This window comes from Methyloversatilis discipulorum (genome assembly GCF_000385375.1).
Classification (GTDB): domain Bacteria; phylum Pseudomonadota; class Gammaproteobacteria; order Burkholderiales; family Rhodocyclaceae; genus Methyloversatilis; species Methyloversatilis discipulorum_A.
The window spans coordinates 2,472,847-2,493,222 of sequence record NZ_ARVV01000001.1; the positions used below are offsets into that span (position 1 = coordinate 2,472,847).

General features: G+C 67.2%; 17 protein-coding genes and 1 riboswitch. Of the genes, 8 read left to right on the plus strand and 9 right to left on the minus strand.

The annotated features are described in order from the left end of the window. Positions 1-4 precede the first annotated feature (4 nt). Positions 5-2,419 carry a putative bifunctional diguanylate cyclase/phosphodiesterase gene (locus tag METRZ18153_RS0111655; RefSeq protein ID WP_020164904.1) on the minus strand — a complete coding sequence of 805 codons (2,415 nt, stop codon included), beginning with the start codon at positions 2,417-2,419 and terminating at the stop codon, positions 5-7. A gap of 300 nt (positions 2,420-2,719) precedes the next feature. Here METRZ18153_RS0111655 and METRZ18153_RS0111660 point away from each other — a divergent pair, with 300 nt between their 5' ends. Then, positions 2,720-4,261 (plus strand): bifunctional ADP-dependent NAD(P)H-hydrate dehydratase/NAD(P)H-hydrate epimerase, encoded by a 1,542-nt coding sequence (locus tag METRZ18153_RS0111660; RefSeq protein WP_020164905.1) that lies wholly within the window; start codon positions 2,720-2,722, stop codon positions 4,259-4,261. Continuing rightward, positions 4,224-5,120: a DMT family transporter gene (locus METRZ18153_RS0111665; RefSeq protein WP_020164906.1), complete on the plus strand. Its 897-nt coding sequence runs from the start codon at positions 4,224-4,226 to the stop codon at positions 5,118-5,120. The genes METRZ18153_RS0111660 and METRZ18153_RS0111665 overlap by 38 nt, the downstream gene beginning before the upstream one ends. A gap of 3 nt (positions 5,121-5,123) precedes the next feature. Here METRZ18153_RS0111665 and METRZ18153_RS0111670 read toward each other — a convergent pair whose 3' ends face one another. Further along, positions 5,124-7,277, minus strand: a complete 2,154-nt coding sequence (locus METRZ18153_RS0111670) for a putative bifunctional diguanylate cyclase/phosphodiesterase (protein WP_020164907.1) — start codon at positions 7,275-7,277, stop codon at positions 5,124-5,126. 302 nt (positions 7,278-7,579) lie between these two features. On the opposite strand from METRZ18153_RS0111670, the gene nadC reads away from it, so the two are divergent. From nadC to METRZ18153_RS0111695, 5 genes are all read left to right on the plus strand, one after another. Continuing rightward, positions 7,580-8,428 (plus strand): carboxylating nicotinate-nucleotide diphosphorylase, encoded by an 849-nt coding sequence (gene nadC, locus METRZ18153_RS0111675; RefSeq protein WP_020164908.1) that lies wholly within the window; start codon positions 7,580-7,582, stop codon positions 8,426-8,428. A gap of 49 nt (positions 8,429-8,477) precedes the next feature. Then, a complete protein-coding gene (locus tag METRZ18153_RS20995) occupies positions 8,478-8,615 on the plus strand; it encodes a hypothetical protein (RefSeq protein WP_008059032.1) in 138 nt (45 codons plus the stop codon). 310 nt (positions 8,616-8,925) lie between these two features. Further along, positions 8,926-11,172, plus strand: coding sequence for a TonB-dependent receptor (locus METRZ18153_RS0111685; RefSeq protein WP_020164909.1), 2,247 nt, complete (start codon positions 8,926-8,928; stop codon positions 11,170-11,172). Further along, positions 11,172-11,855, plus strand: a complete 684-nt coding sequence (locus METRZ18153_RS0111690) for a Fe2+-dependent dioxygenase (RefSeq protein ID WP_020164910.1) — start codon at positions 11,172-11,174, stop codon at positions 11,853-11,855. The genes METRZ18153_RS0111685 and METRZ18153_RS0111690 overlap by 1 nt, the downstream gene beginning before the upstream one ends. Before the next feature lie 71 nt (positions 11,856-11,926). Beyond that, entirely contained in the window at positions 11,927-12,898 is a 972-nt protein-coding gene (locus tag METRZ18153_RS0111695; RefSeq protein WP_232416113.1) for an alpha-hydroxy acid oxidase, read from the plus strand. Here METRZ18153_RS0111695 and METRZ18153_RS0111700 read toward each other — a convergent pair. From METRZ18153_RS0111700 to METRZ18153_RS0111715, 4 genes are all read right to left on the minus strand, one after another. After that, positions 12,876-13,418 (minus strand): hydrolase, encoded by a 543-nt coding sequence (locus tag METRZ18153_RS0111700; RefSeq protein ID WP_020164912.1) that lies wholly within the window; start codon positions 13,416-13,418, stop codon positions 12,876-12,878. The genes METRZ18153_RS0111695 and METRZ18153_RS0111700 overlap by 23 nt on opposite strands. A 69-nt stretch (positions 13,419-13,487) precedes the next feature. Further along, on the minus strand, positions 13,488-13,754 hold the full coding sequence (locus METRZ18153_RS0111705) for a hypothetical protein (protein ID WP_020164913.1): 267 nt from the start codon (positions 13,752-13,754) through the stop codon (positions 13,488-13,490). Then, positions 13,747-14,346 (minus strand): RNA polymerase sigma factor, encoded by a 600-nt coding sequence (locus METRZ18153_RS0111710; RefSeq protein ID WP_020164914.1) that lies wholly within the window; start codon positions 14,344-14,346, stop codon positions 13,747-13,749. Before METRZ18153_RS0111710 ends, METRZ18153_RS0111705 begins: the two co-directional genes overlap by 8 nt. Continuing rightward, positions 14,330-14,782: a DUF3106 domain-containing protein gene (locus METRZ18153_RS0111715; protein ID WP_232416031.1), complete on the minus strand. Its 453-nt coding sequence runs from the start codon at positions 14,780-14,782 to the stop codon at positions 14,330-14,332. Before METRZ18153_RS0111715 ends, METRZ18153_RS0111710 begins: the two co-directional genes overlap by 17 nt. 150 nt (positions 14,783-14,932) lie before the next feature. On the opposite strand from METRZ18153_RS0111715, the gene METRZ18153_RS0111720 reads away from it, so the two are divergent. Beyond that, positions 14,933-15,265 carry a hypothetical protein gene (locus METRZ18153_RS0111720; protein ID WP_020164916.1) on the plus strand — a complete coding sequence of 111 codons (333 nt, stop codon included), beginning with the start codon at positions 14,933-14,935 and terminating at the stop codon, positions 15,263-15,265. Between the two features lie 23 nt (positions 15,266-15,288). On the opposite strand, the gene METRZ18153_RS0111725 is transcribed toward METRZ18153_RS0111720, so the two are convergent. From METRZ18153_RS0111725 to thrC, 3 genes are all read right to left on the minus strand, one after another. Further along, entirely contained in the window at positions 15,289-17,637 is a 2,349-nt protein-coding gene (locus METRZ18153_RS0111725) for a DUF1631 family protein (RefSeq protein ID WP_232416032.1), read from the minus strand. 87 nt (positions 17,638-17,724) lie between these two features. Next, positions 17,725-17,813, minus strand: a riboswitch (cyclic di-GMP riboswitch). A 72-nt stretch (positions 17,814-17,885) separates the two neighbouring features. Then, entirely contained in the window at positions 17,886-18,731 is an 846-nt protein-coding gene (locus METRZ18153_RS0111730; protein ID WP_232416033.1) for an HDOD domain-containing protein, read from the minus strand. A gap of 101 nt (positions 18,732-18,832) precedes the next feature. Next, positions 18,833-20,266, minus strand: a complete 1,434-nt coding sequence (gene thrC / locus METRZ18153_RS0111735) for a threonine synthase (RefSeq protein WP_198291250.1) — start codon at positions 20,264-20,266, stop codon at positions 18,833-18,835. Positions 20,267-20,376 lie beyond the last annotated feature (110 nt).

A 20,376-nucleotide genomic window follows, 5' to 3' on the forward strand; every position in this document is an offset into this window, starting at 1 on the left:
GTGTTCAGCCGACCGCGCGCAGCGGCCGGCTCTCCTCCCCCTGGACGGCGTCCAGCCCGCGCCAGCCATCGATGAAGGCGGCAATCTGCGGTTCCGGCAGCGGTCGCGACATCAGATAGCCCTGCGCATAGGTGCACTCCTTGCCGGCCAGCGCCGCCCACTCGGCTGCGGTTTCGACCCCTTCGGCCGTGGTATCCAGACGCAAGGCGTCGGCGAGATTGATGATGGCGCGCACGATGGCGCCACCGCCCTCCTCGCTGTTCAGGCTGGTGACGAAGGAGCGGTCTATCTTCAGCTTGGTCATCGGGAAGCTGCGCAGATAGGCGAGCGATGAATAACCGGTGCCGAAATCGTCGAGCGCGATACCGATGCCCAGTGCGCGCAGCGTGCTCAGCGTGTCGCGCGCCGCGGCGCTGTCGTGGATCAGCAGCGACTCGGTCACCTCGATCTCCAGCCGGTCGGGCGCCAGGCCGCTGTGTGCCAGCGCGTCGCGCACCACATCGACCACCGCGCCGCGCGCGAACTGGACGGCGGACACGTTTACTGCCACGTGCATGTCGTCCGGCCAGCGCGCTGCTGCCAGGCAAGCCTGTTCCAGCGCCCAGCGGCCGATCGGCACGATGAGGCCTGTTTCCTCGGCCAGCGGGATGAATTCGCCCGGCGACACCAGACCGCGCTGCGGATGGCGCCAGCGGATCAGCGCCTCGAAGCCGGCGACGCGGCCGCTGCGCATGTGGATCTGCGGCTGGTAGTGCAGTTCGAACTCGTCGCGGTCCAGTGCGCCGAGCAGGTCGCTGTGCATGCTCAGCCGACGGCGCGCGCGCTCGTCCATGTCCTGCTCGAAGAAGCGCCAGGTATTGCGCCCGGCGGCCTTGGCCGCATACAGCGCCATGTCGGCGTTCTTCAGCAGCGCGTCCGGATCGCTGCCGTGCTGCGGCGCCAGCGCGATGCCTATGCTGCTGCCGATCTGCACGCTGACGCCGTCAATCAACACCGGCGACGCGAAGGTGTCGAGCAGGCGCTGGGCAAGCTCGGCTGCGCCTTCCGGCGTGCGGCAGCCCCAGCAGATCAGTGCGAACTCGTCGCCGCCCAGCCGCGACAGCACGTCGCCCGCGCGGATGCGCTCCTGCAGACGCTGCGACACGAGCTGCAGCACACGATCGCCAGCCGCGTGGCCGAGCGAATCGTTCACGTTCTTGAAGTCGTCGAGGTCGAAGAAATACAGCGCGCATGGCCGCGCCTCGTCCGACCCGGCCGGACGGATGGCCGCCAGCTGATTGCGGAAGTGGTGCCGGTTGGCCAGCCCGGTCAGCGAATCGAAATTCGCCAGCGTCGACATTTCCAGTGCTGCGCGTCGGCTGTCCGTGATGTCCGAACACACGCCGCGCCAGCCGGCGTGGTGACCGCCCTCGTCGAACAGCGGCTTGGCGGTGAGCGCCCACCAGCGCCGTTCGCCATCCACCACCAGCGCCACCTGCACGTCGCGGAAAGGCACCGGCTGCATCAGGTGCGCCGCCAGCGTGCTCAACGCATCACGCTCGGCCTCGTTCATGTCGCGGCCGCCCTGGGCGAACAGCTCGATGAAGGGCTGCGCGCGCAGTTCGTCCAGCGAGCGACCGAAGGTTTCGGCCAGCCGCGCCGACACGTGCTGCAGGAAGCCGTTGCGGTCGGTGTCCCACAGCCAGTCACTCGAATGCGCCTCGAAATCGTGCAACAGCAGGCCGACCAGCTGCTTCTGCCGCTCCGCCTCCGCTTCGGCCAGCAGACGGGCGCCGAAGGTGCGCGCGCTGGCAATGGCGCAGGCCAGCGCCAGCGCAGCATAGAAATTCATCAGCACCACGAGATCCAGGTTGCGCACCGGGTGGTCGATGACGAAGGCGAGTGAACTGGAGGCGCACAGCAGCAGCACATAGAGCACGGCTGCGCGCGGAATGTTGGCCAGTACGAAGCTGCCGGCGCACATCATGCCGCCCGAAATCAGCGTGACCAGCAGTGCGCTGTCGGGCTCGGCGCGGGTGAAGAACAGCAGCGACGGCACCGACCACAGCAGGGCCAGCACGCCGGCATGCAGCGCGGCACGGCGTATGGCGCGCTCGGACGCCCGCGCGGGCGGCGAGGCCTGATCGCGGCGCCAGGCGCGCAGCGTCGAGCGCATCGCGGCGGTCAGTGCGGCCAGCCACAGCAGCAGTACCCAGGGCGGCTCGCTGTCCCAGAACACGACCACGATGAGCAGCGCATTGAACAGATTCGCGGTCAGTGTGAGCGGTGCAAACCGGAGGACCGAGCGCAGTTGCTGCGCTCGGATGCGGGCGGCCAGATGCGCATCGGCATTGCGTGTGCCGATGACGTCGTCCAGCCAGCGGTTCAGCCGCGAGGCGATTCCCGCGGAGCTCGGCGAGGCGGTTCCGGTTGTGCGCATGATCTGCAGACTCTTCTTTCCGGGACATGGCCGGCTGCGGCCCATCCCTGCTTGAACATCGATCCGACGCGTTGCTTCGCTCATATCGGCGCGGTGGCGCGCAGACTTGAACGCGCCGCTACACGCATCGCTGCTGCAGCGCAACAGATCGATGGTCGTTGCGACTGAGTCGGGCCGGGCAGCGCGCACGCCAAGCCTGCGCTTGAAGTGCCGCATTCCTCGGCACGATGACGCCGCCGGGCATAGAATGCGCGCCTGTGCTCGCCGGACCCGTCGGTCCGGCGACAGTCCGGTCCGAGCATGCCCACCCCGCGAACCCTAAACACCTCATCGCTGACGGCGCTGTACGACGCCGAGGCGCTGCGACGCATCGAGCGCCATTACGCGCCCGCCAGTTCGCCGCGCCTGATGGAGCGCGCCGGTGCCACCGGTGCGGCCAAGGTGATGCAGATCCTCGGCGGGCGCCACGGTCGCGTGCTGGTCATGTGCGGCCCCGGCAACAACGGCGGCGACGGCTTCGTGCTGGCGCGCCAGCTGCGGCAGACCGGCTTCGACGTCGTCGTCGCCTACCAGGGCGACGAGCACCCGCAGGCCAGCGACGCGGTGTCGGCCTGGGCGTCGTGGCGCGCCACCGGCGGCGTCACCGTGCCGCGTCTGCCACGCGGCGACTTTTCCATCGTCGTCGATGCGCTGTACGGCATCGGCCTGACGCGCCCGATCGAGGGCGAACACGCGGCCTGGATAGACGCGGTCAACGACATGGACTGCCCGGTACTCGCGATCGACGTACCCAGCGGCCTCAATGCCGACACCGGCACCGTGCTCGGCCGCGCGATTCGTGCCTCGCACACCGCGACGATGATTGCGCTCAAGCCCGGGCTGCTGACGCTGGACGGCCCCGACCATTGCGGTGAACTGTCGGTGCACGACCTCGGGCTCGACTGCGCCGCCGTGGTGCAGCCCTCCGGCTGGCAGGTCGGTCGCGGCCTGTTCGACCACCTGCTGCGGCCACGTGCGCGCAACAGCCACAAGGGGACGAACGGCAATGCGGTACTGGTCGGCGGCGCGCGCGGCATGGCCGGCGCCGCGCTGCTGGCCGGTCGCGCCGCACTGAAGGTGGGGGCCGGACGCGTCTATGTCGGCATGCTCGACCACGCCGCACTGCCGCTCGACCCGGAACAGCCGGAACTGATGATACGCACGCCGGCCGAAGTGCTGGCGGGCGATCTGGCCACCTGCGTGGCCATCGGCCCCGGCCTGGGTCAGAGCCCGGCCGCTCTTGACCTGATGCGCGACGCGGTGCTGTCGCCGGCCACGCTGGTGCTCGACGCCGACGCACTGAACCTGCTGTCGCAGCACGCCGACCTGGAGAAGGCGCTGGTCGACCGCGGCGCCGCCACGCTACTGACGCCGCATCCGATGGAAGCCGCCCGCCTGCTCGGCAGCACGACGGCCAAGGTGCAGCACGACCGCATCGCCGCCGCGCGCGAGATGGCACGCCGCTTCCGCGCCTCGGTCGTGCTGAAGGGCTGCGGCAGCGTGCTGGCGCTGCCGGACGGACGCTGGTTCATCAACACCACCGGCAATCCGGGCATGGCCTCAGCCGGCATGGGCGACGTGCTGACCGGCCTGATCGCCGGCCTGCTGGCCCAGGGCTGGCCGGCCGACCTCGCGCTGATCGGCGGCGTGCACCTGCACGGACTGGCCGGCGACCGCCTGGTCGCACTGGGCAAGGGTCCGAACGGCCTGACCGCCGGCGAGGTGATCGAATCGGCGCGAGCCGCCTTCAACGCACTGATCGCCGGTGCCGATCTGCAGGAAGTCGGCCATATCCACCTCTGAACGCGGGCATCCGCTGATCGGCGTGGCCTTCATGCTGGCCGCGCTGTTCTGTTTCGCCGTGCTGGACACCACCGGCAAGTACCTGTCGCAGCGCTACCCGGTCGGCGTGCTGGTGTGGGCGCGCTATCTGGTGCCGGCCATCGTGCTCGGCGCGGTGCTGTGGCCGCGCATGCGGCGCAACCTGCTGGTGACGCCGCGCTGGCGGCTGCAGATACTGCGGGCCGCACTGCTGGCCGGCGTGTCCTTCCTGATCATGGGCGGGCTGAAGACGATACCGATGGCCGAGGGCACCTCGCTGTTCTTCGTCACGCCGCTGATCGTGACGCTGCTCGCAGGGCCGGTGCTGGGCGAACGGGTGACGGTCGCCAACTGGCTGCTGGCACTGTTCGGCTTCTCCGGCGTGCTGCTGATCGCTCGCCCGGACGGACATCTGCCGCTGCTGCCGGTATTGATGCTGCTCGGCGGCTCGCTGCTGTATGCCCTGTACCAGCTGGCCACGCGCAAGCTGGCGCCGACCGAGCGGCCGCTGACCACGCTCTACTACACCGCACTGGTCGGCGCGGCGCTGTCCACGCTGGCGCTGCCGGCGGCCGCGCACAGCGAATTGCCGGGGCCGGTCGACGCGCTGCTGGTGGTGTCGCTGGGCGTGTCCGGCATGGCCGGCCACTTCCTGCTGATACGCGCGATGGCCTTCGCACCGGCATCGGTGCTCAGCCCGCTCATATACGTGCAGCTGGTGTGGGCGACGCTGATGGGCTGGCTGGTGTTCGGCGACCTGCCGGGTGCCAGCGCTGTCGGCGGCGCCGGCCTCATCGTCGTCTGCGGGCTGGCCAGCGCCTGGCTGGCCCACCGGCGCTGAAACTCAACCGGCGGCCAGTTCGAGTGGCTGCGGCGTGTTGGCCGCGTCGGCCTGCAAGCCCTCGCCGAGGCTGCGTGCCCGGTTCGACAGGTCGCCCAGCTGCCGGCTGTGCAGCAGGGCCTCGATCTCGCCCGCCGGTACCGGTCGCGAGAAGTAATAGCCCTGTATCAGATCGCAGCCGAGCGCACGCAATGCAACCACCTGTTCCGAACGCTCGACGCCTTCGGCCACCACCTCCATGCGCAGCGAGTGCGCGAGACGGATGACGGCCTCGACCACGTGGCGCGCCTCGGTGACGTGGTCCATGTCGATGACGAAGGTGCGGTCGATCTTGAGCTGGCGCGCCGGCAGCCGGCACAGATAGGCAAGGCAGGAATAGCCGGTACCGAAGTCGTCGATCGACAGCGTGACGCCCATCGCCTTCAGCTCTTCGAGTACGCGACGCACGCTGGTCGAGCTTTCCATCACCACCGACTCGGTGATCTCCAGCGCCAGCAGGCCAGGATCGATGTCGAACTCGTCGATGCAGGCGCGCACGCGCTCGACCAGATCAGGTTGGCGGAACTGCTGCGGCGACAGATTCACTGCCACCGGTATGCGCCGGCCGGCGTGCATCCAGCTGCGGATCTGACCGCAGGCCTCGCGCAACGTCCAGAAGCCGATCGCGTTGATCAGCCCGAAGCGCTCGGCCACCGGGATGAACTCGACCGGCGGCACCATGCCGCGCTCCGGGTCCTGCCAGCGGATCAGCGCCTCGACGCCGCGCAATTCGCCATCGACCGCACTCACCTTGGGCTGGTAGTGCAGCACGAATTCGTCGTTGTCGAGCGCACGGCGGATCGCCCGCTGCATGCCGAGAATGTCGGCGCCGCCGCCGTCCATGTCCTCGCAGTACAGGCGCCAGGTGTTGCGCCCCGCATGCTTGGCGGCGTACATCGCGGTATCGGCGCAGACGAGCACGCGATTCTCGTCGCCGTCGTCCGGAAACAGCGCGACACCGACCGACGCCGACACCTGAATCTCGTGAGTGCCGATCAGCATCGGCTGGCTGGCGGCATCGACCAGGCGCTGCGCCAGCCGGCCGGCACCTTCAGCATCGATCGCACCTTCGGACAGCATGACGAACTCGTCGCCGCCAATGCGGGCCACCATATCGCCCTCGCGCAGACCGTTGCGCAACCGGCGCGCCACGCACTTGAGCACCTCGTCGCCGACGTGGTGACCGAGCACGTCGTTGACCGGCTTGAAGCCATCGAGATCGACGAACAGCACCGCCAGCCGCGCCCCTCGCCCCTGCACGCGCTCGGCGGCCTCGGCCAGCGCAGCATCGAAATTGACGCGGTTCGGCAGATCGGTCAGCGGGTCGTGCAGCGCCGCATGCATCAGTTCGCTGTTGGCCGCCTTCAGACGCATCGCGAGTTGTCGCGTGCGGTGTTCCATGCGGGCATCGAACAGCGCGGCAACGCTGCCTATCCAGGTGAAGCCGATGGCCGCGACGGCGATGGTCAGCCCCAGCCAGGTCGGATCGATCTCGTGCTTGGCCAGGCTGACCGCATTCGCGTCGAAGCGGGCGGCCGCCATGCAGAGGTAGTGCACGGCGCACAGCACGAGCCCCATCGCCATCGAGGCCAGCACCTTGAACAGATAGAGCGGGCGGCCATCGAGTGCGCGCATCCTGAGCAGCGCGCGGGCAGTCGCCACCGCCAGCGCCCAGGCGAGCAGCACTGCCAGCGCCAGCAGGCCCGGGCTGTATCCGACCGCCGGTTCGATGCGCATCGCCGACAACGCAAGATGGAACACCATGACGACACCCGCGCCGACGACCAGGGCCAGCGGCGCGCGCAGCCGCTCAGCTGGTGCAAGCCGACTGGCGCACAGCAGCGCGAGCAGCGATACGCCGACCGATGTCAGCCATGACTGCACGGTGATGATCAGGTCAAAGCCGGTCTGCATCGGCAGCGCATAGGCGAGCATGCCGACGAAGTTCACCGACCAGATGCCGGTTCCGAGCACCAGTGCACCGGAAAAGAGCCAGATGCGCGCGGCGCGCCTGTCGGTGCTCTGGATGCGTTGCGACAGATCGAGTGCTGACCAGGCGGCCATCACCGCCACCAGCAGTGACAGCGCGACCAGAAGCGGGTGGTATTGCCCCGTCATGACAGCAGCGCCCCGCATCGACAGAGCGATGCCGGGCCGCGCGCCAGCGGCGCGTCCACGTGGATGAACATTTCCTTCTCCCCAAAAGGACGATGCGAGCGGAGCCTGTTCGAGTCGGCTCTCGTATTGATCCCCCTGCTACGGCAGCGGGCAGCGCAACTTTAAGCACGGCGGCGCACGCGTGAAGCGGATTCGTGACGAACTTGGGAGGAAGGCCGGATTGCCTGTGCCAGCCTTGCGGCTCGCATGGGCCGGGGCAGGCCGATGCTAGAATGCGCCGCGACAAATACAGAAGACGAGCCATGCGGGAAAACGATCAGCTGTCCATCGAAATACAACGCAATGTGTCGCAGGCGCTGGCCGAGGATGTCGGCACCGGCGACCTGACCGCACGGCTGATCCCGGCCGGACGCGCCGCCACCGGCATGGTGACGGCGCGCGAGGAAGCGGTGCTGTGCGGCCGCGACTGGTTCGAAGCCTGCCTGCGTGCGCTCGACCCGAAAGCGACCGTCGCCTGGCATGTGGCCGAAGGCGAGTGGGTCGAGCCGGACCAGCGGCTGTGCGAAATCCTGTCGGAAACCCGCGCCCTGCTGACCGCCGAGCGTGCGGCGCTGAATTTCGTCCAGCTGCTGTCGGCCACCGCTACCATCACGCGTCGCTTCGTCGACGCCATCGCCGGCACCTCGGCACGCATCGTCGACACCCGCAAGACCCTGCCCGGCCTGCGCCTGGCGCAGAAGTACGCGGTCACCGTCGGCGGCGGCCTGAATCACCGCATGGGTCTGTACGACGGCATCCTGATCAAGGAAAACCACATCATGGCCGCCGGCGGCATCCGTCCGGTACTGGCGCGCGCGCGCGGCATCGCGCCGTCGAATGCCTTCATCCAGATCGAGGTCGAGACGCTGGCCCAGCTGGGCGAGGCGCTCGACGCCGGCGCCACCATGGTGCTGCTCGACAACATGTCGATCGAACAGATGCGCGAGGCGGTCGCCATCAACGCCGGCCGTGCCGAACTCGAAGCGTCCGGCGGCGTGAACCTCGACCGCGTGCGGGCCATCGCCGAAACCGGCGTCGACCGCATCTCCATCGGCGTCCTGACCAAGAACGTCCGCGCCATCGACCTTTCACTTCGCCACGTCGAACGCTGAGCGCCCGGCGCCAGCCTCGTCCAGCCCCTATCCGCGGAGATTCCGTCTGATGTGGTTCATCCTGTACTACGTTGTGGCGATCACGGTGCTCATCCTGCACTTCACTGGCTTTCTCGCCCGCAACAACCTCGAATGGCTGGTGTTCGTGCTGGCCGTCACCGTCTTCCCGGCCGTGCTCTATCTCTGAGCGACACCAGCCCCTCCCTCGCCTGAACCGGGCGCGCGACGCTGCGCGCCCTCCCCCGCTTCCGTCTCAAGCAGCCTGCTCGCCCCGGGCGGCGTAGCGCCCGCACGTCCGACGGCCGCCCCGCCGTCAGCGCCCCGTCCGCCACGGATCCGTCACCGCCTTCATTCTTGTTGCGAAACATTCTTTTAAGCATTTGAGAAATATTTGCATTTCGTTTACATTGCGCGCGAATTGATTCCGGGCCGGTGCGCGCTGCGCCACAGGAGCCCGACACAACAACGGCAAGACGTCACCACGGAGAGGAAACCCGATGTCCGCACACGTTCGCACCCAGCGCTTCCGCAGTTCGGCATCTCGCCGCAGCATCGATCGCACACTGCTGCCTCTGGGCGCCGCCCTGATGGCCGCCAGCTTTGGCACCAGCGCACAGGCGGAGGAAGCGAACGTCGTCACGCTGCCCGCCGTGCAGGTCGAAGGCCAGGCACCTGCGCCTTACAAGGCCGAGGCGCTGAGTTCGCCGAAGCGGCCGCAGGCCATCCAGGACATTCCGCAGACGGTGCACGTGGTGACCGAACAACTGCTCGAAGAACAGGGCACGAAAACGCTGCGCGACGCGCTGCGCAACGTGACCGGCATCAGCTTCCAGGCCGGTGAGGGCAATCCGCCCTCCGGCGACCAGCTGAAGATTCGCGGATTTTCGGCGCGTGACGACATCCTGGTCGATGGCGTGCGCGACGCCGGTGTCTTCTTCCGCGATCCGTTCAACACTGAGCGCATCGAAGTCACCAAGGGCCCGGCTTCGGCCTTCGCCGGCCGCGGCTCGACCGGCGGCACGATCAATCAGGTGTCCAAGCTGCCGTCGCTGAAGCAGAAACGCGAAGTCGAGGCAGGCATCGGCACCGACAGCCTCTACCGCGTCACCGCCGACATCAATCAGCCAATCGAAGGCCTGAACGGCGCCGCCTTCCGCCTCAACCTGATGTCGCACCAGAACGACCAGCCCGGGCGCGATCACGTCGAGAACAAGCGCTTCGGCATCGCACCGTCGCTGTCCTTCGGTCTGGGCACGCCGACCCGTGTCACGCTCAGCTATCTGTACACGCGCCAGGACAATCGCCCCGATTCCGGCCTGCCGAATGCACGCAACTTCAGCCTGCGCGATTCCGGCTTCGGCGGTGGCGTCGCCCCGGTCAAGTACTCGAACTTCTACGGTCACTCGACCGACTATCAGGACCTCGAAGCGCATCAGGCCAGCTTCCGCTTCGAGCACGACTTCAACGACAAGGTGAGCATCCGTAACCAGCTGCGCTACGGTTATACCCACAACGATTCCATCTTCTCGTCGCCGCGCTTCTCGCCCGGCAACATCACGACCATCACCGGCGCGACCAATGTCGTCGGCAACCAGAAGCCGCGCGACCAGAAGACCGATCTGCTGATCAACCAGACGGACCTCATCTTCAAGTTCGCCACCGGCAGCATCAAGCACCACCTGGTGACCGGTCTCGAACTGGCGCGCGAGGACAACGAAAACAAGCGCCGCCTCGACGCCAACGGCCCGGTGACCAATCTGCTCGATCCGCAATTGCGCCCGGCCTCGCCCATCCAGTACAACGGCACCCGCGCACAGCTCGACCTCGAAACGACGGCGATCTATGTCAGCGACATCATTTCACTGACCCCGCAGTGGGACATCAACGCCGGCCTGCGCTGGGATCACGTGAAGACGACGGTGCGCGCCTTGAACGACGGCACGGTGCCGGCCTACAGCCAGCACCTGTCCCGTACCGACAAGGAAATGTCCGGCAACCTCGGTCTGATCTATCGCCCGGTTCCGACGCTCAGCCTCTACGCCGGCTACGGCAGTTCCTTCGATCCTAGCGGCCGCGCCGACATCGTCCAGCTGGCGGGCGGCAACAACAACCTGCCGGTCACGCCCGAAACCTTCAACCTGAAGCCGGAACGCACCCGCAGTTACGAAGTGGGCGCCAAGTGGAACGCTCTCGGCGACGCGCTGCTGATCCAGACGGCTCTGTTCCGCACCGAAAAGTTCAACGGACGCACGCCGGGTCTGCCGGGCGAACCGCCGGTGGTGCTGCAGGGCGTGCAGGAGGTGCAGGGTTTCGAGCTGTCGGCCAGCGGCCGCGTGACCAATCGCCTTAACCTGTTCGCGGGCTACACCTTCCAGGACAGCCAGGTGCGCAAGTCGAATAACACGATCGAGGAAGGCCAGACGCTGGACAACACGCCGCGCCACAGCTTCAGCGGCTGGGCAACCTACCAGCTCACCGAGGCACTGAGCGTAGGCGGCGGCGCGCAGTACGTCGATACGCGCAATGCCATCATCCGCAGCAGCCTGACCGGCGATCTGGTCACCACGGTGGACGACTACTGGGTGTTCGATGCGGTTGCGCTGTATCAAGTCAGCAAGGATCTCAAGCTGCGCCTGAACGTGTATAACCTGCTGGACAAGAAGTACATCTTCGAACTTGCCAGCGGCCAGAGCATCCCGGGTGCAAGCCGCGCGGCCGTACTGTCCGCCATATATTCCTTCTGATGCTGCTGACGATTGACGACCTGCTTTCCGGCGACGAAGTCGCCGCCCTTCGCGACCTGCTCGACCGCTCCGAGTGGGCCAGCGGTGCCCTGACCGCCGGATCGCAGGCGACGGTCGTGAAGAACAACCAGCAGGTGCCGGAAGGCGCCCCCACGCTGCCGGAGCTGAGGCAACGGGTGCTTGCCGCGCTGAACCGCGAGCCACTGTTCTTCAGCGCCGCACTGCCGGCGAAGATACTGCCGCCCTTCTTCAACCGCTACGCGGGCGGCAGCAACCGTTACGGCCAGCACATCGACAACGCGATGCGCGCGATGCCGGACGGCAGCGGCTATGTGCGCGCCGACCTGTCGGCTACCCTCTTCCTCGCCGATCCGGACGAGTATGACGGCGGCGAACTGGTGATCGACGACACCTTCGGCCGGCACAGCGTCAAGCTGCCGGCCGGCAGCCTGGTGCTCTACCCGTCGTCGTCGGTGCACGAGGTGACGCCGGTGACGCGCGGCGCGCGCATCGCCTGCTTCATGTTCATCCAGAGCATGGTGCGCGACGCCGAGCAGCGCCGTCTGCTGTTCGACCTCGACATGGAACTGGTGACGCTGCGCCAGCAACTGGGCGAAACGCCGTCCATGGTCAAGCTCACCGGCATCTATCACAACCTGCTGCGCCGCTGGGGTTCGGCCTGAACGCGCCGCTGAACCTGCCGCAGTCGATCGCCGGCTACCGCGAACGGGCGCGCGAGCTGCTGCATCCGGACATCTGGACCTACCTCGACGGCGGCCGCGATACTGTATGCGGTCGCGCCAACCGCGCTGCGCTCGACGCCATGCCGCTGCGACCGCGACCACTGACCGACGTTCGCGGCGGCCACACGCGGATCGAACTGTTCGGCGAAACACTGGGCCACCCGCTGCTGCTGGCGCCGATCGCCTACCAGTGCCTGCAGCATCCGGACGGCGAATGCGCCAGCGCGATGGCGGCCGCGGCGCAGGACGGGCAGATGATCGTCAGCACGCTCGCCAGCCAGCCGCTCGAACAGATTGCCGGAGCCGCCGAGAAGCCGCTGTGGTTCCAGCTCTACTGGCAGGGCGACCGCGAGCGCACGGCACGTCTGCTCGATCGCGCGCTCGCCGCCGGCTATCGCTGCGTGGTGTTCACCGTCGACGCACCGATCAAGCTTGCCGCCTCACCGCTGCCCGCCGACGTGCGCGCGGTCAATATCGAGCCGCCAGGCGGGCGTCAGTTGCGGCCGGGACAGAGCGAAGTGTTCGACGGCTGGATGGCCGACGCACCCGGCTGGGACGACCTCGCCTGGCTGCGCGCGCGCGCACCGGTTCCATTGCTGATCAAGGGTGTGCTGAACGCGCCGGACGCCGTGCGCGCCGTCGATCTGGGTTGCGACGGGGTCGTCGTATCGAACCACGGTGGACGTGTGCTGGACTGCGCGCCACCTGCGCTGACATGCCTGACGGAGGTGATCGCCGCGGTCGGCGACGACGTGCCGGTACTGTTCGACAGCGGCATCGACAGCGGCAGCGACGCGCTGCGCGCGCTGATGCTGGGCGCCCGCGCGGTGCTGGTCGGACGCCCTTATCTGTGGGGCCTTGCCATCGGCGGCGCGCTCGGTGTCGCGCACGTGATCCGGCTGCTGCGCGACGAACTGGAAATGAGCATGGCGCTGTGCGGCTGCGCCACGCTGGCCGACGTCAGCGCAGATAGGTGCGGCTGATCTCGCGGAATTCTTCGGACCCCGCCGCACCCAGCCATTCGAAGGCGACCATTTCACGCGACACGATGACCACGCCGTGCTGGCGCAGACGCTCCAGCGCGAGACCGCGGTTGGACGGGTCACGCGAAGCGACGCAGTCGGCAACGACGAACACCTGACGGCCACTCGACTGAAGATCCATCGAAGTCTGCAGCACGCAGATGTGCGACTCGATGCCGCACACGATGACCTGCGGCCGTGATTCGTCCAGCAGGGGCTTCAGGCAGCCGTCGGATACGCAGGAAAAATGCATCTTGGGCACGATGGATTCCGCCGGGATCAGATCGCGCAAGGTCTGCACCGTCGGCCCCAGGCCCTTCGGATACTGCTCGCTGACCAGCACCGGCACCGACAGCCGCTGCGCGATCTTCACCATCCACACCACGTTGTCGAGCAGGCGGTCGGCGTCGTCCATCGCCGGCAGCAGGCGCTCCTGCATGTCGATCAGCAGCAGCGAGGAACGTTGGCGGTCAATCAGCATTTGATGCACTCCATCGGCAAGGCAGCGGCGCAGCGTAGCAGGCCGGCCCGACGGTGAAAACCCGTTGCGTCAAAGAACCAGCATGGTGGTGATCGACAGCTCGTCGAGCTGCGCCAGCTCTTCGGTTTCCTGCCACGCACGGTACTCGAACACGCCGGCCGCCACGGCGAGCACCAGCGCGGCGAGCGCAACGCCGGTCACCCAGCGCGGGCGGTGCGACACGGGACGACGCGGCCCGCCGTCCCGCACGCGCGCCGCCAGTGCTGCAGGCACCGGCGGTGGCGGCAGCGAACGCAGTGCGCTGCGCAGCGCCTCATCGGAAAATCGTTCAGTCATCGTCAGTCTCCCCGGCAAGCAGGACCTTCAGACGCGTGCGCGCCCGGAACAGCAGCTGATGCGCTGCATTGTCGGCAATGCCAAGTTCGCGCGCGATCGCCGCCACATCGTACTCCTGCCAGGCCCACATCATCAGCGCCGCACGCTGGCGCTCTGGCAGGCGCACCAGGGCGGCACGCAGTGCGCCGCTGCGCGCCGCCGCCTGCCACTGCTCGTCCGGCGTGGGCTGCGGGTCGGCCAGCGATTCGAGCTCCGCCTCGTCCGCTCGTGGCCGGCTGCGCCTGAAACGGTCCATGCACAGATTGCGCACGATGCTCAGGAACCACGTGGACAGCTGCGCCCTTCCCTCGAATCGCCCGGCGTGCTGCCACAGGCGGCAGAACGCCTCCTGCACGACGTCGTCGCATTCGGCCGCGTCGCCGGTCAGTTTCCAGGCCAGCGCATGGGCCGGCGGCAGCAGGCGCTTAACCAGTTCGTCACTGGCCGCGCGCTCACCCGCCCTCGCCTGCTGCAGCAACAGCGCGTCGCTGCGCCAGCCGGTCGGCAGCAGCACACCGAAGCCGGACAGCGCCCCCTCAGCGTTCAAGTTCACGTTTGAGCCGCCGGCGTTCTTCGGGCGTCATCCGTTCGAGCATTTCGCGGCGCTCGCGCAACAGCGCACGCCGCTCATCCGGCGACAGCGACTGAATGTAGGCGCGCCGTTCGGCGCGCAGGCGCTCGCGCTCGGTTTCGCTCATGGATTTCCAGTCCTCGCGCAGCCGCTCGCTCATTTCCCGACGCTGCTCCGGCGGCAGGGAAGACAGTCGCTCGCGCAGGCGGGCGCGAAACTCGCGCCGCTCTTCGGGTGTCGCGGCCTTCAGCTTCTGCCGCAGCTCATGCGCCTGCGCTTCCCGACGGTCGGCGGGCAAGGCACTCCAGGCACCCGGGTCCGGCACCGCCGGCACTTCGGCCTGCACGACACCTGCCCACAGCAGGCCACACAGCAGGGTCAGACGGAAAATCATCATCGCAGGCAGAAAGATGGACACGACAGTTTGACGTCGCAGCGCGGCGTGTCTTACGCAGGTGGCCGGACATTACATCCGCTTACAGCGGCGGCGCGTAAGGGCCGGCCGGGGCGACGCGTCTCACGGTCACAGCGGACGCATCCCGCCGACGCTGAACCTGCGGAGAACACGATGAAACTCATTCCCGGCCTGCTCGCCATCACCACGCTGCTCGTCGCCGGCGGCGCGCTCGCGCAGACGCCCTCAGACCACATGGAGCAGCGCATCGACACGCGACAGGCACGACAGGAACAGCGCATCGACCACGGCGTCGAAAGTGGCAAGCTCACCCAGCGCGAGGCAACGCGGCTCGAACACCAGCAGGCGCACATCGATCACGCCGAAAACCGGGCACTGGCCGACGGCTCGCTGAACAGGAAGGAGGCGCTGCGCATGGAAAAGATGCAGGACCGCGCCAAGCGCAGCATCCGCCACCAGAAGCACGATCGCCAGCACGCGCGCTGAATGCGCTGCCGCGCGCGGGACACTCAGCCGGCGGCAACCTCGTCGCGCGGCTGTGCCAGCGCCTGACTGACCGCGCGTTCGAACATCGGCGCGGCATCGACGATACGCGCTTCGCCCCGCGCCAGTTGCAACGCCAGCGCGTCGGGCGCAATCGAGGTGGCGCGCGGCGAACCCGGATTGGTGAACAGATAGATGCCGCGCTGCGGACTGACCCAGTTCAGGCGCATGCGCGAAAAACTGCCGTCGGGCTGCTTGAACTCGACCCAGTCGCCACGCTTCAGCTCGGCCACCCGACCTTCGTCGGCAATGTCGAGGTGCGCCGGCAGATTGAGCGAAATGTCCTCGTACTCGAGGCCATCCTGCTCGACATGCTCGGTCACCACCTCGGGCGCAGGTACCGCATCGTTCGCCGAGCCCTCGCCCGGCACCCACTGCTTCACCGGCGGCGGCGCGCCGGGCGTCGCACCCGGCTTGATCCACTGCGCGTGCAGATCGAACAGGCCGTTGAGCAGCAGCAACTTGTCGGCCGGGTGCGCTTCGGCCGTGTCGAAACCCTGATTCAGCCTGCGCAGCAGGCCGGGCAACGCCTGCACCAGCTTGCGCCGCTCTTCCGGATCGCTCTTCGGCTGCACGCTCCAGATCAGTTCGTCCGCGGTTACCAGTGCCTGCCGATAATCGACCTCGGTATCGGCGCCGCGCTCGGCCAACGTGCGCAGCAGGCGACGCCAGACGCCGTCCAACAGGTTCTGCACCACCGCAGGCAGCGGCGTGCGCAGACGGTCGTCGACGGCGTCGTCGGCGGCGCGACGCGCATCGTCGCGGCGCAGACGTTCCTGTTCGCGCTCTTCGGCCAGACGGGCGGCCGTTTCGGCACGCTGCGACTCCTCGGACTCGAGCGCCTCGATGAAGCTTTCGAGGTCGCTGTTGCAGGCCTCGAACAGGCTCATGTCGCGTTCGAAGTCGCGCAGGATGCGATCGACGATTTCCGCCAGCTTCACATACAGCGGATCGTCGTGGCCGACATCGCGGCCCCAGCGCAGCATGGCCTGAGAAATGAGATCGAGCAGGCGGCGCGCCGGGTGGGCCTTGCTGGAAAAGAAGCTGCGATCCAGCATGGCCACCTTGACCAGCGGGATCTGCAGCCGGCCGACCAGCGCCTTGATCGGATCGGCGATGTTCGCGTCGTCGAAGATGAGGTCGAACAGCATCGCGACGATGTCGACCGTGATCGCGTCAAACTGCCCCAGATGCCGGCCGAGATCGGAACTGCGGAAATCGCGCAGTACATTCACCGGAACGGGAAGGCCGACACCCGGGCTCACCGGCAGATGATCGGCCTCGGCCTGCAGCGCGCTCAGCGCCTCGAACACGAAGGGCGAGGCCGGCGTGAAGCCGGCGGCGGGCCCGGAGCCGCCGGCAGCAGGCACCGGAATGCCCTGGGCGGCCATCTGCCCCTGTACCAGCTGGGCCAGCATCGCATAGATGTCGCCCTCGCCATCGAAACCGCCGACGCCGGACATCGACGGATCGCCGAAGCCCTGATGCATCGATGTGGTGCCAAAACCCTGCGTCATCGAGGCGCTGCCGAAGCCCTGTACCGATGACACGGTGCCGAAGTCCGGCCGCGGCATCGCCGCCTGTTCGCCACCCGCTGCCGCCCCGGCGCCGCGCGGCCGCGTCCCGGCCATCGGTGCGCGCCGGAACCCGCGGCGCAGCCCGGGCAGCACGTTCTGGCGCACCAGCCGGGTATTCAGTTCCTGATAGAGACGGGCCAGTTCGTTGGAAATCTGCTGCTCGAGCGATTGCAGCAGCACCAGACGCATCTGCACGCCCGGATCGACCTCCTCCGACGCCGCGCGCAGCGCGTTGGCAATGGCTTCGGTACCGATCGGATTGTCAGCATCGGTCGGATCCTGCTTGCCGAGCAGACTGCCCAGGCGCTGTTCGACCGCGTACAGATCCTCGTCGCAGTGTTCCTTCAGCTTGCGGGTGATTTCGCTGACCGCCAGATCCTGGGTCAGCACGTCCTCCTCGACCAGGCTCAGCTCGTCGAGCGATTTCGGCGCGGCGTCGGCCGAAGCCTTCAGCGGCTCACCGCGCACGCGGGCATCGAAATAGCGCGAAAGATTGTCGATGAAGGCCTGCTCGATACCGGCCCAGTTCTCGCGGGCCTTACCGCAGGTGAACATGTAGAGGTTGCGCTGGTCGCGGTCGAGCTCGGCTTCTGCACGCGCAACCAGATCTTCCTCGATCTTGGTCAGCATGCCGTGCAGCGATTCGCGCAGACGACGCAGCGTGAAATCGCGGCAGTCGTTGATCACGCGTCCGCGTTCGGGCGGCAGATTGGGAGGCATCGGTGAAGCGGCGCTCATTGTTTACCTTTGCGGTCGCTCAAAGCGACCTGAAAAGGCCGAAACCCGGGCAAGGTTCAGGTCGGAGCGCAACCTGTGGCGCAGTATAGCGGCGGCCCCGCTGTCATGGGGTGTCGTCACCCTGTAGACCGGAAACTTTGCGTCGCCGTCTTTCGACGGGTTTGCCCTGGTTCAGCTGTTATCAGATTTCACCGAAATTAACGGTCCGCGGGGCGCGGACTTGAGGGTCTCCCCGGCGGTCGAGCCGATCACACCTGCAGCGTCGCGATGATGGAGTCGATTTCCTCCTGCGATTCGGCCACCACCGCGTCGAGCGTTTCGTTGTCGATGTCGGCGGTGACGGTCTCGGCGATCGCCGCGTCGTGCACTGCCGTCGCACTGCAGAACGGGTTGGGGAAGGCCGCCATGCTCTCGGCCAGGAAAAGCACGTCGGCCAGCGAACGCGGCGGCACGACCGGGCCGGTGATCGACGGATCGTCGACCGCATCGATGATCTGGGTCGGCACCTTCAGCGATTCGAGCACTGCCCGGCCGACACTGCGGCTGAAACTGAACATCAGGCCGCTCAATTCTTCCTCGCGCTGCAGCAGCGCCGGGAAGGCGGAGGCGCGGGCCAACAGGTAGAACTGGCCGATCTCGTGCACCACACCGGCGAACATGGCCGCATCGGCGTTCAGTCGCGACAGCCTGCGCGCGATCACATAGCTCAGCGCCGACACGTGGATGGTGTGCTGCCACAGATCGTGCGTCATCACGCGCAGTCGCTCGTCGGCACGCGCATCGACCATCTGGCGGACGATGAGCGACATCGTGAGCATGCGGATCGGCTCGGTGCCGACCCGGTTGACCGCGGTGCGCACGTCGGTGATTTCGTTGCCGCTGCGGTTGTAGGCGACCGAGTTGGCCAGACGCAGCGCCTTCGCGCTGAGCACCGGTTCGGCGCCGACCAGGCGCGCGACCTCGTTGATGTTGATGTCCGGGTTTTCGAGCGCCTGGCGGATGCGCAGCGAAACGTCGATGCTGGTCGGGAACACGATGTCCCCCGATTCCAGTTCGGCCGAAAGTCGTTGCAGTGCTTCAAGCGATGCGTTCACCGGCTCACCCATGAGTTGTCCCCGTACATACACAGTTCGATGTACGGGTCTACGGCAGGCCGGCGAATGTCTTGAATCCGTGGGGCGAGCGCCCCCTGCGCTCAGCCGGCGTGGCGCGCGATGTAATTCTTCATGGCCGCCACGTCGGCATCCATCACCTCGAAGCGCTGCGGCAGCGATTCCAGGTTTTCCATGCCGGCCGGGCGTACCGGTTCGCGGCCCAGCGCCTCGACCACGGTTTCCGAGAACTTTGCCGGCAACGCGGTTTCCAGCACGATCATCGGCACGCCGGCTTCGCGCAGCTCCAGCGCGACCTTGAGGCCGTCAGCCGTGTGCGTATCGATGGCGCGCCCCCAGCGTTCGCTGGCCAGCCGCATCGTGGCGACGCGGTGCGCGTGATTGCTCGCGCCGGACTGGAATCCGTATTCGGAAGCCACCTTGCCGAACAGCGACGACGCCGACAGATCGAACGGACGGCCGCGATCGACCTCGCCCCACATCGCCCGAACCTGGGCGGCGTCGTGGCCGACCAGGTCGTAGATGAAGCGCTCGAAATTGCTGGCCTTGGAAATGTCCATCGACGGGCTGGTCGTGTGCAGCGTTTCGGCGGTGGCGCGCGGACGATAGACGCCGGTACGGAAGAACTCGTCGAGCACGTCGTTCTCGTTGGTCGCCACGACCAGGTGACGGATGGGCAGGCCCATCATGCGAGCGATGTGGCCGGCGCATACATTGCCGAAGTTGCCGGACGGCACGGTGAAGCTCACCTGTTCGCCGTTGTGCTTGGTCGCCGCGAAATAGCCCTTGAAGTAGTACACGACCTGGGCCGACACGCGCGCCCAGTTGATCGAATTGACCGTGCCGATGCAGTACTTCGACTTGAAGTCGAGATCGTTGGACACCGCCTTGACCATGTCCTGGCAATCGTCGAACACGCCGCGGACCGCGATGTTGAAAATGTTCGGATCCTGCAGGCTGAACATCTGCGCCGTCTGGAAACGGCTCATCTTGCCGTGCGGGCTCAGCATGAACACGCGCACGCCGTGCTTGCCGCGCATCGCGTATTCGGCGCTGGAGCCGGTGTCGCCCGACGTGGCACCGAAGATGTTCAGCTGCTGGCCGCTCTTCTCCAGCGCGTACTCGAACAGATTGCCGAGCAGCTGCATCGCCATGTCCTTGAATGCCAGCGTCGGGCCGTTGGACAGTTCGAGCAGGTGCAGGCCGGGCTCCAGCGTGTACAGCGGCGTGATGTCGCGCGCATCCGAGCCGGACACCGTGTTGCGATACACCTCCGGCGTATAGGTGCGGTCGATCAGCGCCTTCAGGTCGGCGGCCGGAATGTCGTCGGCGAAGCGCGACAGGATGGCGAAGGCGAGCTGGCGGTAATCCATGCCGCGCATCGCTTCGAGATCGGTCGCCGTGAACCGCGGGTACTGCACGGGCATGGCGAGACCGCCATCTTCCATCAGGCCGCCCAGCAGGATTTCGGTGAAGCGCTTCTGCGGCGCCTGGCCGCGGGTGGATACGTAGTACATCGCGTCGTGCATCGGATTCGTGGTCGAAAAGCGGCGCGCGGAGCGCGCGCAAGGGGCATTAATCTAGCACAGCGTACCGCCAGCCCCCGGCCGGCGTTCGCCGTAGTTAT

Coding starts and splice junctions, on each gene's coding strand:
- METRZ18153_RS0111655 (WP_020164904.1), bottom strand. CDS start 2,419: ATGCGCACAACCGGAACCGCCTCGCCGAGCTCCGCGGGAATCGCCTCG.
- METRZ18153_RS0111660 (WP_020164905.1), top strand. CDS start 2,720: ATGCCCACCCCGCGAACCCTAAACACCTCATCGCTGACGGCGCTGTAC.
- METRZ18153_RS0111670 (WP_020164907.1), bottom strand. CDS start 7,277: ATGACGGGGCAATACCACCCGCTTCTGGTCGCGCTGTCACTGCTGGTG.
- nadC (WP_020164908.1), top strand. CDS start 7,580: ATGCGGGAAAACGATCAGCTGTCCATCGAAATACAACGCAATGTGTCG.
- METRZ18153_RS20995 (WP_008059032.1), top strand. CDS start 8,478: ATGTGGTTCATCCTGTACTACGTTGTGGCGATCACGGTGCTCATCCTG.
- METRZ18153_RS0111685 (WP_020164909.1), top strand. CDS start 8,926: ATGTCCGCACACGTTCGCACCCAGCGCTTCCGCAGTTCGGCATCTCGC.
- METRZ18153_RS0111690 (WP_020164910.1), top strand. CDS start 11,172: ATGCTGCTGACGATTGACGACCTGCTTTCCGGCGACGAAGTCGCCGCC.
- METRZ18153_RS0111700 (WP_020164912.1), bottom strand. CDS start 13,418: ATGCTGATTGACCGCCAACGTTCCTCGCTGCTGCTGATCGACATGCAG.
- METRZ18153_RS0111705 (WP_020164913.1), bottom strand. CDS start 13,754: ATGACTGAACGATTTTCCGATGAGGCGCTGCGCAGCGCACTGCGTTCG.
- METRZ18153_RS0111720 (WP_020164916.1), top strand. CDS start 14,933: ATGAAACTCATTCCCGGCCTGCTCGCCATCACCACGCTGCTCGTCGCC.
- METRZ18153_RS0111725 (WP_232416032.1), bottom strand. CDS start 17,637: ATGAGCGCCGCTTCACCGATGCCTCCCAATCTGCCGCCCGAACGCGGA.
- thrC (WP_198291250.1), bottom strand. CDS start 20,266: ATGTACTACGTATCCACCCGCGGCCAGGCGCCGCAGAAGCGCTTCACC.